Raw genomic sequence first — 15,725 nt, 5'->3', positions numbered from 1 at the left:
GCCTTTTTTGTTTAAAAGCTGTAAGCAACCTTTACCCCGTCATACAGAGGCGTGTTCTCCGGTAAAACCGATAGGCGGTTGTCTTTCCGGTGCAACTCAGGTACCAATATCCCGATGCCCGTCCCTATGGCGTACCCGATCAGGTTATCACTCAGGAAGTGCTTTCCTGCCCGCAGGCGCAGATAACCCACCGTGGCGGGAATGGCAGCCGCGGCAGCCCAAACATAGGGCCTTGCCTTAGAGTCTGGGTTAAAGTCGTGAAATACCTTGGCGGCAAAAAACGTAGCGCTTGCCGTGGCGGCAACGTGTCCTCCATAGAACGAGTTGGTGGCATATTTATGCAGGCGGGCTTCCAGCGGCGCGTCTTCGGCATACACGCTAGGTCTTTTGCGGTCGATCAGGCCAGCCGATAGAGCGTAGAGGCCGCCTGCCATAGCCATTGCCTGCCCATACAGCAAGTAAACCTGCGGCGCGCTTTGCTGTATATCCTTATCCAGGAGTAGGAGCAGCGGTGTGGCAAAGGAGCCATAAAAGAAAAAATCGCTGGTGGTTTCTGCCTTCGCGCTGTAGTTTCCTGCTGCAAACCGATCAAAGCCGTTTACGTCCTGCTTGCTTATGCCTGCCAGGTCAGCTGCTGTGAGCCTGTCTTTGTTCTTGATAAACGTACTGCCCACAACAGTGGCACCGACTCCGCCTGCGATCACGGCGCCGTCGCGTAGCCAGTTTACTTCGTATGGTGATGAGGGGGCTGACTGACTCCACGCAGCGTAGGGGAGCGTCCCTATCAACACCATCCACAACAGTAGGACCCTCTTCATAAGGCACTAAAAAGAGTAGGTGAGCAAGGCCCCGTTAAAATAACGGCCGGAGACAGGGATGAGGCTAAGGTTTGTCTTGTTCGTTTTTTTGTGGAGCTGTGGTACCAGGATGCCGGCGGCGGCCCCGACGGCGTACCCGATCAGGTTATCACTCAGGAAGTGCTTTCCTGCCCGCAGGCGCAGATAACCTACTGTGGCGGGGATGGCAGCCGCGGCAGCCCAAATATAGGGCCTTGCCTTAGAGTCTGGGTTAAAGTCGTGAAATACCTTGGCGGCAAAAAAAGTAGCGCTCGCCGTGGCGGCCGTGTGGCCGGCGAAAAAGGAGTTCCGGGCATTCCCGTCGTTCTTTTCAGAGATGTCAACGTCCTCACTGTACACTAAGGGTCGCGTGCGCTCTACATTGCCGTTTGTTAAGGTAAAAATAGTGCCTGTTACCGCCATGGTCTCTACATACAACAGCATGACCTGTCCGGCTTTGCTGCCCACATTGTCGTTTAGCAGCAGTAGGACGGGGAGACCAAAGGAGCCATAGAAGGGAAAGTCGCTTACTTTCCTGGCGCTTTCCGAATCATAGCCAGCAGAAAAGCGGTCGAAGCGGTTCACATCACGCCTGTTGAGGCTATTGATCTGCTCCTCCGTCAGGCCGCTTTTGTCCGCGATAAGCGTAAGGCCGTAGTAGGAGAGGCCAACTCCTGCCGCAATAATGGGGGCATCTACTTTAAAGCTTGTTGCGTATGGAGAATCTGCCTGGCTGAATGCCTGCCCTGACAGAAAAGTGAAAAGTGTCGTTATAAATAAAAAGTGTCTCATAGTAAAAGAGCCAGATGGTATGTTTGGAATGTTCTTGAAACGACGCTCCTATTTAAAAGTTTTAAGGAAAAAGGCACTGTAGCCATCCCTCTGGAGGTTAAAGGAGGGGTTTGCCTTCCGCTTTCGGCCTTAGGACCGGCATGGCCTTCGTATCTGCAACAGCGCTGTGCATCCCCGCGATGTCTGTTTTATGTATGGCAGAATTGTCTTAGTTTTGTGCCTGCTGGTAAAAGCCAGTTGGTTTATACTTTGTACCTAAACCCCTAGAAAATGCCTTATTTATTTACTTCTGAGTCAGTGTCAGAAGGACACCCGGATAAAGTGGCGGATCAGATATCAGATGCGCTGTTAGATGAATTCCTCAAGCAGGACCCACAATCGAAGGTAGCGTGCGAGACGCTGGTAACCACAGGCCTGGTGGTGCTGAGCGGTGAGGTGAAAACAGAAGCCTACGTGGACGTGCAGCGCGTGGCGCGCGATGTGATCAAGCGCATCGGTTACACAAAGTCGGAGTATATGTTCGACGCGGACGCCTGTGGTGTGATTTCAGCCATCCACGAGCAGTCGGCAGACATTAACCAGGGGGTTGAGCGGGCTAACCCTGAGGATCAGGGAGCGGGTGACCAGGGGATGATGTTTGGCTACGCCACGAACGAAACGGACAACTACATGCCGCTGGCGCTTAGCATTTCGCACCTGCTGCTGCAGGAGCTTGCCGCTATCCGCAAGGAAGGCAAGGAAATGACTTACCTGCGCCCGGATGCAAAGTCGCAGGTAACGATTCGCTACAGCGATAACCACGTACCCGAGAAGATTGATACCATCGTTATCTCTACCCAGCACGATGAGTTTGTGAAGGCAGAGAACGAAAGCCCAGCCGCTAAGGATGCTGCCGAAAAGCAGATGGTCGATAAGATCAAGCAGGATGTGGATAACATCCTGATTCCGCGGGTCCTGAAACTCCTGCCAGAGCGTATTCAGCAGCTGTTCAACGACGATATCATTTACCACATCAACCCAACCGGGAAGTTTGTGATCGGCGGCCCACATGGCGACACTGGCTTAACAGGCCGTAAGATCATTGTGGATACCTATGGCGGGAAAGGGGCACATGGGGGCGGGGCTTTCTCCGGGAAAGACGCCTCTAAAGTGGACCGCTCGGCCGCTTATGCCGCCCGCCACATCGCCAAGAACCTGGTGGCTGCCGGTGTGGCTGACCAGGTGCTGGTACAGGTAGCCTACGCCATTGGGGTGGCCAAGCCCGTAGGTTTGTATGTAACGACCTATGGCTCTACTAACGTGAAAGATGCCAATGGCAATGTGATGAGCGACGGAGAGATTGCCGAGAAAGTTAGCAAGCTGTTTGACATGCGCCCTTACGCGATCGTGCAGCGCTTCGGGCTGCAGAACCCGATCTTCTCCGAAACAGCAGCCTATGGCCACATGGGCAGAACGCCCCAGCTGAAGAAAGTAGAGATCTCCCGAAACGGGCAGAAGGAAGAGAAGGAGTTCGAGACCTTTACCTGGGAGAAGCTCGACTACGTGGACAAGATTAAGCAGGAGTTTGGCCTGTAAGAGAATAATAACAGGAGTATTTCACATACTACAAACAGGAAGGGCCTGCTACACTTAGCAGGCCCTTCCTGTTTGTAGTCGTTCTCTGGGCAGGAAAGCTTGTCGTTCTTAGTTCCCGGCCAGAAGTATCATTCGCTTAGTGCGCTGTTTGCTTGTCCTTCAGCTTCTTTAGCTGGCGGCGCATCGCGTCCACAGCGGCGTCTGTCGCAGCCTCAAAGGAATCTGCGTTTTCCTGCGAAAAAAGCGTTGTGCCAGGTACAAACAACCGAACCTCTACCTCTTTATTATTAGTGCCGCTCTGGCTGCTGTTATCCTTGATAAAAACCTCTCCGTCTAGTATTCTGTCGTAGAAGGTTTCCAGTTTGTTCAACCTCTGCTGAATAAAGGACTTCAGCTGCTCACTGGCTTCGAAGTTGATCGAATACATTTGTACTTTCATAGTTGTGTCTTTTAATAGTTTAACTTACGCTTTTGGATGAGCTTTCTCGAAAATCGATTTAAGCTTCTCAATCGAATTGTGTGTATACACCTGCGTTGCTGCTAAGCTCGAGTGCCCCAGTAAATCCTTGATCGCATTCAGGTCGGCCCCCTTGTTCAGCAAGTGCGTAGCGAACGAGTGTCGCAGCACGTGTGGGCTGTTATGTTCGGAGGTTGTGATCAAGCTAATGTATTTTTTTACGACACGATAAACGAATTTCGGATAAAGGGGACGAGCCCTATTAGTAACGAGCAGTTTTTCCGAATAGTTATCGCTATGTTCCCTTTTCTTGTGCTCCAGGTAGCTTCTAATGCTCGTGATAAGGGAATCGTTGATGGGGATAACGCGCTCCTTGTTGCCCTTGCCAAGCACGCGAACGGTCTTGGCATGCAGGTCAATAGCAGCGTGGTCAATGCCAATGAGCTCGGCCAGGCGGATGCCGGTGCCGTACAAAAACTCCAGGATCAGCCGGTCGCGCTGCCCCTCAAAATTTTCTTCAAAGGTAAAGCTGTCCAGCAGGGAGTTGAAAGACGCTTCCTCCACAAAAGCAGGCAGCTTTTTAGAGGCCTTGGGCGCTTTAATGCGCAGCATGGGATTCACTTTGATCTGTTGCTGTGCCAGCAGAAACCGGTAGTAGGAGCGCAGGCAGGCAATCTTACGGTTGATGGAGCGGGGCTTGATGTTCTGCTGCACCAGCGTCAGTATCCAGGAACGGATAATGGTGTGGTCGGCTTCGGCAGCGTCCGTGATCTCATACACCTGTTGCAAGTACTGGGAAAACTGCCCCAGATCGGTATGATAGGAGGTGAGGGTATGCGGACTATACCGCTTTTCGTACTGAAGGTACTTAAAAAATAAATCCATAACTTAGTATACCTGATGTCTGAACCAGGTATACTAAGTTATGGAAAAATCAAATATCTTGTAAGAAAGACTAGTAGTTTTGCTCAGCGAAAAGCTTCTGCTTGTAAGCGGCTCTCTCTTTTTGCTTTCTCTTAGAAACAGATGGCTTCTCGAAATACGTTCTGGAACGCAGTTCTTTCAAAACACCAGTTCTTTCGAATTTCTTCTTAAATCTCTTTAAGGCACGGTCTACAGACTCGTTATCTTTTACGTTTACAATAATCATGTTACTTCTCGCTTCTCTTTAATTAGGGTTGCAAATTTAACTAAGCTTATACTTAAAAATCAACATTTTGACTAAAATTTTATCTTTCGTCTCTGATATAATGTACTTAGAGTAAAAGAGGAGGGTTTCAGGCCCCTTCTTTAAGTACATTACTTAAGTATCGCTCTGGCTATAACAAGCTTTTGTATCTCACTTGTTCCCTCCCCAATGGTGCAGAGCTTCGCGTCCCGGTAATATTTCTCGGCAGGGTAGTCTTTCGTAAAGCCATAGCCGCCAAAGATCTGCACGGCTTCGTTTGCCACCCTAACCGATACTTCGGAGGCATACAGCTTCGCCATGGCAGACTCCCGGTTCACATTCAGACCACGGTTTTTCATATCGGCTGCCTGGTAGGTGAGCAGCGAGGCCGCCTCTATCTCGGTGGCCATATCCGCGAGTTTAAAGGAGATCCCCTGAAAGCTGGAGATAGGCTTGTTGAACTGCTGACGCTCTTGCGAGTAAGCCAGGGCTGCCTCAAAAGCTCCCTGGGCGATGCCCAGCGACAGGGCGGCGATAGAGATGCGTCCGCCATCCAGCACTTTCATCGCCTGCACAAAACCTTCGCCTACTTCCCCGATCACCTGGTCTTTGTGCACGCGGCAGTCCTGGAAGATAAGCTCGGTGGTTTCAGAGGCCCGCATGCCCAGCTTGTCTTCCTTACGGCCTGCGCTAAAGCCCGGCGTGCCTTTCTCCACGATAAAGGCCGTCATGCCATGCGAGTCGCCCACTTCTCCGGTACGCACGATCACGACGGCCACGTTGCCCGACTTGCCATGGGTAATAAAGTTCTTGGCACCGTTAATTACCCAGTAGTCGCCGTCCTGTACCGCCACGGTGCGCATGTTGCCGGCGTCCGAGCCTGTGTTCGGTTCCGTGAGGCCCCAGGCGCCGATCCACTCGGCAGTGGCCAGCCTGGGGAGGTACTTCTTTTTCTGCGCTTCGCTGGCATGTTGCAGAATATGGCCCGTGCACAGCGAGTTGTGTGCCGCCATCGAAAGGCCAATGGAGCCGTCGATTTTGGCCAGCTCTGCAATGGCTGTCACGTACTCCAGGTAGCCGAAGCCGGACCCCCCGTATTCGGTGGGCACCAGCACGCCCATCAGGCCCAACTCGCCCAGCTGCTTGAACACCTCCACCGGGAACTCCTGGGTCTCGTCCCATTCCCGCATGTAAGGCTTAATGTGCTTTGCGCCAAAGTCGCGGACCATGTCTGCGATCATGCGCTGGTTCTCAGTAGTTCTTAATTCCATTTGTAGTTGTTGTTGCAGGTAAGGATGCCGTTTACGATTTAAGGCAATCGGTTGTTTACAAAGCTATACGAATAGAGTAGAACGGCAAATCCACTATATAGTTTTACTGGCATACAATGGCCTTAGCACCTGCAGCCTTTATTTTGACAGGGACTTTTATTTCTGTTATTTTGAGGCTTGTTAAACCTGCTATCGTAAGTGTACTAACACAGGTGCCAAAATTTAGGAGATGATACAGTTTTTGAAAAACTTGTTTGGGGAGAGTACTGCGCAGGAAACTTCTTTAGAAGCTGTCGGTGTGGACATGCACTCGCACATCCTGCCGGGCATAGACGACGGCTCAGAGAGCATCGAGCAGTCGCTGGAGCTGGTGCGGGCCATGAAGGAGCTGGGTTACCGGAAGCTGATCATGACGCCCCATATCATGAGCGATTTCTACCGGAACACGCCCGAGATCATTCGGGAGAAGCTGGCTTTGCTGCGACAGGCCGTGGCGGCGGAGGGAATAGAGATGGAGCTGGACTGTGCGGCAGAGTATTACCTGGACGAGGGCTTTCTGGAAAAGCTGGAGGAAGGGGAGGAGCTGCTCACCTTCGGGGATAACTACCTTTTGTTTGAGACCTCTTTCCTGAACGAGCCCCTGAACCTGCGCGAGGCCATCTTTAAGATGCGCGCCAAGGGATACAAGCCGGTGCTGGCGCACCCGGAACGCTATACCTACTTCTATGGAAAGTTTGAGGAGCTGGTGGCCTTGCGGGAGCACGGTGTGCTGTTTCAGCCCAACCTCAACTCACTGACGGGCTATTACTCGCCAGGGGCCAAAAACATAGCAGAGCGGCTGGTAGAAAACGGACTGGTCGATTTTCTCGGTTCCGATGCCCATGGCCTGAAGCATACGAATACCCTGCAGAAAGTGCTTTACAGCAAGCACCTGAGCAAGGCCCTGGCGCTTCCTCTGCGCAACAGCCAACTATAGAACCTCACAACCCGCACATAGCAGCATGATATTTGTAACAGGCGGCAGTGGCCTGATCGGAAGTTTCTTGATTTCAAAACTTGTACAGGAAGGGCGCCGGGTAAAGGCGCTCTACCGCGGGCAAATACCGGAGGTGCCCGGAGGCGAGCAGGTGCAGTGGCTGGAGGGCGACATTCTGGATCCGGCCTTTTTGCGGGAGTCCCTGAAAGACGTGCGCTATGTTTTCCACTGTGCCGGCCTGGTCTCTTATGCCCCCCAGGACGAAGAGCTGCTGAAACAGGTAAACATCGAAGGCACCGCCAACCTGGTGGATGCCTGCCTGGAACAGGAAGGACTGAAGCTCTGCCATGTAAGTTCTGTGGCCGCCATCGGCCGACCAAAGGGAGCGACAGTATTAACAGAAAGCAGCAAGTGGGACCAGGCAGAGGAGCACTCGGCCTATGCCAGCTCCAAGTACTGGGGCGAGCTGGAGGTGTGGCGCGGAGTGGCAGAGGGTTTGCAGGCGGTAATCGTGAACCCCTCTGTGGTGCTGGGCCCTGCCGACTGGAGCCGTAGCAGCACGCAGCTGTTCCGCTACGTGTACAACGAGAATCCTTTTTATACCGGAGGGGATGGCAATTTTGTAGATGTGCGTGATGTGGTAGCTGCCATGCATGCCCTGATGTTCTCGGATATCTCAGGAGAAAGGTTTATCTTAAATGCCGGGCAGCTGCCTTACAAAGAGTTCTTCGGGCAGGTGGCCCGTTGCTTCGGAAAGAAAGCCCCCGCCACCAAAGTGCCGCCAGCCTTGGCCGAAGTGGTGTGGCGCCTGGAGCATGTGCGCACCTGGTTTACAGGGGGGCGGCCGCTCATTACCAAAGACACGGCGCGGGTCGCCAAAAAGAATCATTTGTTCAGCAACGAGAAGATCCGAAAGGCGCTAAGCTTTGATTTCAGGCCTCTTTCTGACTCTATAAACTGGGTTTGCAGGGAGTTGCAGCAGCGCCAGCAGGAGGTAGGCAGGGCCGTCCGGTAAGTAAACTATTTACCGCGTTAAAATGTAGTAAGACAAAGGCTGTTTATGCAGCTGGTTGGATATTGGAGATGAAAGAAAACTTTGAAGAACATAGCGAAGAGCTAGAGTTAATACAGCGGTTCGAGCGCATGCTCGGCACCCAGGAGACTGTATTCTTTGACCTGACTGATTTTGAATATATCATAGATCATTATACCGCAAACTTTGATTACAAAAAGGCCTTAGTAGCCTGCGACTCGGCCATTGCCCAATACCCTTTCTCTACGGAACTTCAGATAGACAAAGCGCAACTGTTGGCGATGGCGGGCAATTTTGAAGAGGCGCTTGTCCTGATCAACCAGGTGGCAGAAGTAGACCCGGAGAACGCAGATGTGCAGCTGACGCGGGGGATTATTTTTACACAGCGCGGGGAGTTTCGGGAGGCGATTGATTACTTTAAGAAGGCCCTGGCCTTTGCCGCAGATGACCGCGACGATATTTACTTTAACATCGGCCTGGCCTACCAGACTTGGGGCAAGTTCAGCAATGCCGTAAAGTACTTTAAGAAGTGTATTGAACTGAACCAGGAGAATGAGGCGGCCATGCAGGAAGTCCTGTATTGCCTGGAGCTAACCAATGGGCTGAGCGAGAGCCTGCCTTTCTTTCAGGAGTTCGTCGATAAAGACCCTTATTCCTACATCGCCTGGTTTAATTTGGGCAATGTGTACAATAAAATGGGGGTGTACGACAAAGCGATTGCCGCTTATGATTACGCCACCATCATCAGGCCCGATTTTATCACGGCCTATAACAACATGGCCAACGCGCAGGTGTTCCTGGGCGAGTACTCCAAAGCCATCGAGTCGTTTAACGCCATGCTGGAGCACGGGTCGCCTACGGCGGAGATCTACTGCAATATCGGCGAGTGTTATGAAAAGCTGCACCAGTGGGACCTCTCCCGCAGGTACTATCAGAAGTCGGTGGACCTGGACCCGGACATGGACGAGGCCTGGTTTGGGATCGGGGTGATACTGGATGCGCAGGGCAAGTGGTACGAGGCGGTGCATTTCTTTAAAAAGGCGGTAGACCTCTACGACGACAGCGCCGATTACTGGGTGGCCCTGGCCGCGGCGGAGTACAACGTAGGGCATGTGGTGTCGGCCCTGGAGAGCTACGAACGGGCCGCAGAGATACGGCCGGATGATAAGAACATCTACCTGAACTGGTCTATTATCCTGTACGAGCAGGGCAACTTTGAGGAAGCTACCGATATCATTGTGAATGCCATAGAGCTGCAGCCCAAGGAAGCGGAGCTCTATTACAGGGCTTGCGCTTACATGCTTTCTGCAGGAAAATACCGCGAAGCTTATAATTATCTGGAAAATGCTTTAATTTTGGACTTCGATAAGCATAAGCTGCTCTTCGAGTTCTTCCCTGAACTGGAGTCGCAGCGTGCCTTGTCCCGTTTAATTGATCAGTATCGCAAATAGAAGTAGATGAATTACTCGCTGAAGAGCATTCCAGAGCGTGAGCCAAAGCCACGCGAACGCGGTTACACCATGGCCATGGACAAAGGCCTGAGTGTACGGGAGGTAGAAGACTTCCTGGAGGTAGCCGGAGATTATGTAGACATCGTAAAGCTGGGCTGGGCCACCTCTTATGTGGTGCCTAACCTGCAGAAAAAGCTGGATGTGTACAGGGCCGCTGGCATACCGGTGTACTTCGGCGGAACGCTTTTCGAGGCTTTTGTGGTGCGTGAGCAGTTTGATGACTACCGTCGGATACTAGACAAGTACCAGATGACCTTTGCGGAGGTGTCGGACGGATCGCTTGACATGGCGCACGAGGATAAGTGCGACTATATTCGCAAGCTTTCGGAGCAGGTAACCGTGCTGTCGGAAGTAGGCTCTAAGGACGCGGAGAAAATCATCCCGCCTTACATGTGGATCAAGCTCATGCAGGCAGAACTGGATGCCGGTGCCTGGAAGGTGATCGGCGAGGCCCGTGAAGGCGGTAACGTAGGGCTGTTCCGTTCTACCGGTGAGGTGCGCAGCGGCCTCGTGGAAGAAATCCTGACCAAGATCCCTTTTGAGAAGATCCTGTGGGAGGCCCCTCAAAAGGCACAGCAAGTGTGGTTTATCAAGTTGCTGGGCGCTAACGTGAACTTGGGAAACATTGCGCCAAGCGAGGTGATTCCGCTGGAGACGATCCGCCTGGGACTGCGCGGCGATACCTTCGACCATTTCTTGGATTTAGAAAAACCTTGCTAAGAGGTTAAAGTATAAGACTAAAAGTATATAAATTGCCCGTCGGTATGCCCGCACGGGCAATTTCTTTTTAAGGGAGCTATCCGAAGCTATCATTTAAAACATGGGAAGACGATCTGTAAGAGAGTACGTTTTACTTTTTTCTAAAGGAGTGGGCATGGGTGCTGCCGACGTGGTGCCTGGGGTTTCAGGAGGCACGATTGCCTTTATCACGGGTATCTATGAGGAGTTGCTGGACTCCATCAGGTCTGTGAACGGAGAGGCGATCAAGCTTCTGCTGCGTTTCCGGATAGCGGATTTCTGGCGCCACATCAATGGGAACTTCCTGGTGGTGTTGTTAGCTGGGATAGGTTTTTCTGTTGCGACCCTTTCACGGATTATTCTGTTCCTGCTGGATAACTACCCGGAGCTGCTCTGGTCCTTCTTCTTTGGCTTGATCGTGGCTTCGGCTGTGGTGGTAGGGAAGAAAATCACCCAATGGACTGCCGGGGTCGTCCTCCTTGGTCTGGCTGGGGCAGCCATTGCCTATTATGTCACGGTTGCCACGCCTACCCAGACTCCGGAGGCCTACTGGTTTATTTTCCTCTCCGGGGCGATTGCCATCTGTGCGATGATCCTGCCCGGCATTTCCGGGAGCTTCTTGCTCGTGCTGCTAGCCAAGTATGAGTTTATCCTGAATGCGGTGAAGGAACTGCGGGTAGGCGTAATTGCTGTGTTCGGGCTGGGCTGCATCGTCGGTATCCTCTCCTTCTCGCACGTGCTCAACTGGGCCCTGAAGCACTACCATAACGCCACCGTAGCCCTGCTGACAGGCTTTATGGTGGGATCTCTGAACAAAGTGTGGCCCTGGAAGGAAACCATAGAGACGTATACCGACCGGCATGGGGAAGTGAAGCCCCTGGTGCAGGAGAATGTACTCCCAGGTGCCTACGAGGCCCTGACCGGGCAGGAGTCTTACCTGGTGTATGCCATTGTGTTGGCCATCTTTGGCTTTCTGCTGGTGTACCTGATTGACCACTACACCGACGAGGGGAACACGGCATCTGTATAACATTTCAACTGTAGGCAAACACAACCATGCGCAAGTTCGGACTTATCGGCAAAAAGCTGGGGCACTCTTTCTCGAAGCGGTACTTCACAGAGAAGTTCCAGCGGGAAGGCATACAGGACGCAGTGTATGAGTTGTATGAGTTGCCCGCAGCCCAGGACCTGGCAAAGCTGCTACAACAGGATCCGGAGCTGGTGGGGCTGAATGTGACGGTTCCCTACAAAGAAGAGGTGATTCCGCTCCTGGACGAACTGGACCAGGCGGCGGCCAGCATAGGGGCTGTAAACACCATCCGGATCAGGAATGGCCGAAGCAAAGGTTTCAATACCGATTATGTTGGCTTTAAGAGCTCTTTGGAGCAGTTCTACCCCCAGGCAGAACGCGGCCAGGCCCTGGTGCTGGGCACAGGAGGTGCCGCGAAAGCTGTGTGGGCTGCCTTGGATGCCCTTTCCATTCCTTTTGTAAAGGTATCCCGTTCTCCCCAGCAAAATGAACTAGGCTATGAACAACTGACACCCGAACGCTTGCAGGACTACAACCTCCTGGTTAATACCACTCCTCTTGGCATGTACCCCAAGGTGGACAACTGCCCTTCTGTCCCCTACGAAAGCCTTACAGCACAGCACTACCTCTACGACCTGGTGTACAACCCGGAGGAGCCCCTTTTCTTGAGGAAAGGAGCAAAGGTGGGGGCTAAAACAATGAATGGCCTCCCGATGCTGTACCAGCAAGCGGATGCCGCCTGGGATATTTGGAACGGCTAGCTTATAGGTCCCCGCTCTTTTGCCTTGCTGCTTTTCGCCAGCCCTGTATCCAACCAGCCGCTTCCGGCAACAAATATTGCGTCTCCTGCCTATCCTCAACTCCAAGATTTACATATATTTACTGTGCTATAGGCGTGGCTTTTACGGGATAATGAAGGTCGCCTTTCTTACCGGATAAATATTTTTCTGTGCCCTTGCAACCAATGCGCCTTTAGAGGAATCTTAGGAGTGTATAAGGCATTAAACAGGCAGTTTTTGAAGCTCTTTACGAAACCAAAGTCAGACGAGGAGAAACTCATCGAGGGGTGCATTGCCGGCAAGCGGGAAATGCAGCGGCTCCTCTATGACCTGTACGCAAAGAAGATGATGATGGTCTGCCTGCGCTATGCCCCAACCACCTTCGAGGCGGAGGATATCATGCAGGATGCTTTTGTAAAGGTGTTTGCCAACATCGCCAACTTTAAAAGAGACTGCCCGTTGGAGTTCTGGATCCGCCGGATTATGGTGAACACAGCCCTCAAGCACCTGCGGGGCAAACAGTTGCTCACAGTGTCGCATGAGGCAGAAGAGGTCGGCAACCTGAGTGCGGAGGACTATAGCCTGTCTGGCTACAGCATGGATGAGTTGTTGGGCATGATCCAGAGCCTGGCACCGCGCTACCGCATGGTGTTTAACCTGTACGCCATCGAAGGTTACAACCATAAAGAGATCGGCGAGATGCTGGGCATCTCGGAAGGTACGTCTAAGTCACAGTATTCGCGTGCGCGGGCTATTTTGCAGAGCATGCTCACGCGGCAGGAAAATAACTATCAGGAACATGTCATCAGCAGCTAACAACATGCGCGGGAAACTGGAAGAGGAGTTTCAGCGCCATATGTACGACGCTGAGGCGTCTCCGCCCGCAGACCTGTGGGCCCGCATAGACCACGACCTGACCGTGCAGGAAAACGCGCTTTATAAAAAGCGGGTGGTATTCTACCGGCAACTTGCCGCAGCCTGCCTTGCCTTGTTGCTGCTGGCCGGGGGCTTTGCTGCTTTCTATCTAAGTGGCGGTCCAGCACCAGGGCATACTATCGCTGCCGTACAGCCAGAGAAGCCTGCCAGCGATGCAGTGGTAGAAAGACAGGAAACAGTGCCTGCTGAACCAGCGGCGCCACGAAATGAAACCTCTGCTTTGGCGCTGGCAGCTACGCCGGAAGAGCGCAAGCAGGCGACAGTGCAGCGTGCTGGAAGCACGGAGGGCTTAGGTGAAGCGAAGCGTAATGCCGCGGCACTTGTACAGGAGAGAAAAGCGACAAGTACAGCAGGCCTGGTAAGGATGGCACTTGCACAGGAAATTGAAGCCAGATCGGAAGAGGGGGGTAGCGTAGAGCCACTCGCCAGAGGACCGAAGGTGGAAATTGGTGTCGCTATGTCTAACCTGCTGTACGGCTCGGCACGCCAGGCCATAGCAGCTGTGCCGAAAGACGACTTTAATAAAGACAAAGCCTCGTCTTTTGCCGCTAGTGGCGCTAACCCTGCGGGTGAAAAAGGCTTCCTGGAGCTGAACAAGCAGGTAATGGACCGGGTGAAAGCTGTGGAAAAAGATCAGGAGGAAATGCTGCTGGCCTTTAGCAAGGAAGCCGAGACAACAGGAAAGAAGGATGGACAGGAGAACTCCTCAGAAAGCGACCGCTGGTCTTTGGGCATGGCCTACATGCCGAGCTTCTTTGACCAGAACGTGGGGATCTCAGGCCAGCGAATGGGAATCGCCTCCAGCCGGATGGGACTGATGCCGTCTGATTTCTCAGCGGTCACGGCTTCAGAAAGCAGAATGGATGAGGCGCGGAAGGAGTTCTCCGAAAATACAGAGCCGGGCTTCTCGTTCTCCTTTGAAGTTAAAACAGGCTTTAAACTAGCCAATAAACTTAAGCTGCTGGCCGGACTTGGCTTTAGCCAGAACAGTGCCCGCTCCAGGTCCAGCTATGTAATAGAGCAGTTCTGGGATCAGCCAGAGTCGGGAGAGCGTGTGTCGCCGGGGCCCACCACTATTTTCCTGCCCTCTATCAGCACCAATTTTGCGACAGACTCCATCAATGTTGCTAAAACGGATGCCTTCACGGTGAACTACAGGTACCGGCACCTGATCGTGCCAGTGGGGCTGCAGTACGAAGGCAAGCTGGGTAAGGAATGGTTCTGGTATACAGGAGGTGGGGTAGCTGCCAACATTCTAATGGGAACAACCATCATGGCCTCTACCGCTGATGTGAAAGACGTGAACTATGACGTGGGGGATGAGTCTCCCTTCCGCAAGCTGCAGTGGTCCGGGAACGTATCGGCAGGGGTTGGCAAGCGCCTGTCCAACAACATGTCAGTAACGGTAGGTCCGGAGTTCAGAGGCTATTTCGACACCCTGCTGGCTAACCCGGAGCAGGCCCAGGCACCACAGGGGAGGCCTTATACGGTAGGGCTTAACATGGGGGTTAACTACGACCTGGGCAAGGATAAGAACAGCAAATAATTTTTTCTTGGCCGTGCAACCCTTCCTGCTGTTGTGGGGTCATTCAAGTGAACGTGGGCAAAAGCATAACAAACCACTCAGCGTATGAAAGCTTTCCAGGATTTCGTTGATGCCTTAAGCATCATCCTGCGCCAAAACCTGTATGGCTGGTATGTGCTCCTGGGCTTGCTTTTTATCGCCCTCCTTTTGCCCCGTTAGGTGCAAGAAGCCACCGGATAGGGTATTATCTCTGCGACTGACAATACAAAAGCTATGAAAAAAACTGTCTTTCAGGGCCTGGTACTTCAGCGTGCCAGGCCTGAAGGCAAAGTCAATCCCTTAGCACCATGAAAAGCTTTTTATATATCACCTTTCTTTACCTCTGCCTGTCGTTGCTGGCGGTGAGCTGCTCTGAGAGCGCGCCACAGCCAGCGGAAATACAGGCGGAAGTGGTAGCACAGGACTGTGAGCAGGGGTGGTATATTTTAAAGCTGGAGGAGGGCCCTGAGGCCGATCAGAGCGGTGCCTTTGTAGGGCAGTTGCACGGTGGGTATGTAACCACAGACAATTTGCCCGAGGCTTACAGGCAGATGGGGCAACGCCTAAGCGTTGCGTTGGAGCTGAATGGAGAGCAAAGCCCCCGGTGCCCTACTGTGTACAGAATGTACCCGACAGTAAAGGTGATGAAGGTAAGCCAGGTGAGCTCGGACAACCGGTAAGAAAGTACCTAACAGTTCTATTTTTATACCATTTTTTGTTTTTGATTAGGAAGAGTGATGTGAACAGAGAGCCTGTCGTTTTATTGGCAGGCTTTTCTGTTTCCTGTAAGAAGCTCCTGCCTTACCGGATGCGCTTTGGGGTGGTATTTAACCGAATAATTGGGGAATTCCGTGCAATAATTTCGGGGAGAGGAGGTTTAGTATAGGACAATAACTTTCTGTGGACGAAAATATAGTGTTATATTTGGCGCTAATTAAACTATTACTTCAGGTTCAGGCTTATAGGTGCTCACTGTGTTGTTGAGGCAAACCTTAAGCCGGGATTAGTCGCGGCAAGTTCTCTTAAATCAGACACTGCAAGACCAACCTGCTCTTACAC

General features: G+C 52.5%; 16 protein-coding genes. 10 read left to right on the top strand and 6 right to left on the bottom strand.

What is annotated here, in order from left to right; translation table 11 throughout:
• Positions 1 to 11: 11 nt before the first annotated feature.
• Positions 12 to 818, bottom strand: coding sequence for a phosphatase PAP2 family protein (locus CHB92_RS14465; RefSeq protein ID WP_089319943.1), 807 nt, complete (start codon positions 816 to 818; stop codon positions 12 to 14).
• A 6-nt stretch (positions 819 to 824) separates the two neighbouring features.
• Entirely contained in the window at positions 825 to 1,628 is an 804-nt protein-coding gene (locus tag CHB92_RS14460; RefSeq protein WP_089319942.1) for a phosphatase PAP2 family protein, read from the bottom strand.
• A gap of 270 nt (positions 1,629 to 1,898) precedes the next feature.
• Between CHB92_RS14460 and metK the strand changes: the two genes are divergently transcribed.
• A complete protein-coding gene (gene metK, locus CHB92_RS14455) occupies positions 1,899 to 3,203 on the top strand; it encodes a methionine adenosyltransferase (RefSeq protein ID WP_089319941.1) in 1,305 nt (434 codons plus the stop codon).
• Between the two features lie 136 nt (positions 3,204 to 3,339).
• On the opposite strand, the gene hpf is transcribed toward metK, so the two are convergent.
• The 4 genes from hpf to CHB92_RS14435 form a co-directional block, all read right to left on the bottom strand.
• Positions 3,340 to 3,642, bottom strand: a complete 303-nt coding sequence (gene hpf, locus CHB92_RS14450) for a ribosome hibernation-promoting factor, HPF/YfiA family (RefSeq protein WP_089319940.1) — start codon at positions 3,640 to 3,642, stop codon at positions 3,340 to 3,342.
• A gap of 24 nt (positions 3,643 to 3,666) precedes the next feature.
• Complete coding sequence (locus tag CHB92_RS14445; RefSeq protein WP_089319939.1) at positions 3,667 to 4,545, bottom strand: tyrosine-type recombinase/integrase; 879 nt, start codon at positions 4,543 to 4,545, stop codon at positions 3,667 to 3,669.
• Positions 4,546 to 4,615: 70 nt separating this feature from the next.
• Positions 4,616 to 4,810, bottom strand: a complete 195-nt coding sequence (gene rpsU / locus CHB92_RS14440) for a 30S ribosomal protein S21 (protein ID WP_089319938.1) — start codon at positions 4,808 to 4,810, stop codon at positions 4,616 to 4,618.
• Positions 4,811 to 4,959: 149 nt separating this feature from the next.
• Positions 4,960 to 6,099, bottom strand: a complete 1,140-nt coding sequence (locus tag CHB92_RS14435) for an acyl-CoA dehydrogenase family protein (RefSeq protein ID WP_089319937.1) — start codon at positions 6,097 to 6,099, stop codon at positions 4,960 to 4,962.
• 229 nt (positions 6,100 to 6,328) lie between these two features.
• Between CHB92_RS14435 and CHB92_RS14430 the strand changes: the two genes are divergently transcribed.
• The 9 genes from CHB92_RS14430 (at position 6,329) to CHB92_RS14390 (ending at position 15,346) form a co-directional block, all read left to right on the top strand.
• Positions 6,329 to 7,075 (top strand): tyrosine-protein phosphatase, encoded by a 747-nt coding sequence (locus tag CHB92_RS14430; protein WP_089319936.1) that lies wholly within the window; start codon positions 6,329 to 6,331, stop codon positions 7,073 to 7,075.
• A 25-nt stretch (positions 7,076 to 7,100) separates the two neighbouring features.
• Positions 7,101 to 8,090 (top strand): NAD-dependent epimerase/dehydratase family protein, encoded by a 990-nt coding sequence (locus tag CHB92_RS14425; protein WP_089319935.1) that lies wholly within the window; start codon positions 7,101 to 7,103, stop codon positions 8,088 to 8,090.
• A 68-nt stretch (positions 8,091 to 8,158) separates the two neighbouring features.
• Entirely contained in the window at positions 8,159 to 9,559 is a 1,401-nt protein-coding gene (locus CHB92_RS14420; protein WP_089319934.1) for a tetratricopeptide repeat protein, read from the top strand.
• 6 nt (positions 9,560 to 9,565) lie between these two features.
• The gene (locus CHB92_RS14415; protein WP_089319933.1) at positions 9,566 to 10,339 is read left to right on the top strand and encodes a phosphosulfolactate synthase; all 774 of its coding nucleotides are present in this window, start codon (positions 9,566 to 9,568) and stop codon (positions 10,337 to 10,339) included.
• A gap of 100 nt (positions 10,340 to 10,439) precedes the next feature.
• Entirely contained in the window at positions 10,440 to 11,387 is a 948-nt protein-coding gene (locus CHB92_RS14410) for a DUF368 domain-containing protein (protein WP_245842595.1), read from the top strand.
• A gap of 26 nt (positions 11,388 to 11,413) precedes the next feature.
• Entirely contained in the window at positions 11,414 to 12,148 is a 735-nt protein-coding gene (locus CHB92_RS14405; RefSeq protein WP_089319931.1) for a shikimate dehydrogenase family protein, read from the top strand.
• Positions 12,149 to 12,403: 255 nt separating this feature from the next.
• Positions 12,404 to 12,982, top strand: coding sequence for an RNA polymerase sigma factor (locus CHB92_RS14400; protein ID WP_089319930.1), 579 nt, complete (start codon positions 12,404 to 12,406; stop codon positions 12,980 to 12,982).
• Positions 12,966 to 14,648, top strand: a complete 1,683-nt coding sequence (locus CHB92_RS14395) for an outer membrane beta-barrel protein (protein WP_144266315.1) — start codon at positions 12,966 to 12,968, stop codon at positions 14,646 to 14,648. The genes CHB92_RS14400 and CHB92_RS14395 overlap by 17 nt, the downstream gene beginning before the upstream one ends.
• A gap of 326 nt (positions 14,649 to 14,974) precedes the next feature.
• Entirely contained in the window at positions 14,975 to 15,346 is a 372-nt protein-coding gene (locus CHB92_RS14390) for a hypothetical protein (RefSeq protein WP_089319928.1), read from the top strand.
• Positions 15,347 to 15,725: the final 379 nt, after the last annotated feature.

Source organism: Pontibacter ummariensis, assembly GCF_900188175.1.
GTDB lineage: Bacteria > Bacteroidota > Bacteroidia > Cytophagales > Hymenobacteraceae > Pontibacter > Pontibacter ummariensis.
Note: the sequence above shows the minus strand (reverse complement) of the source record. Positions and strands in the feature narration are given on the sequence as shown.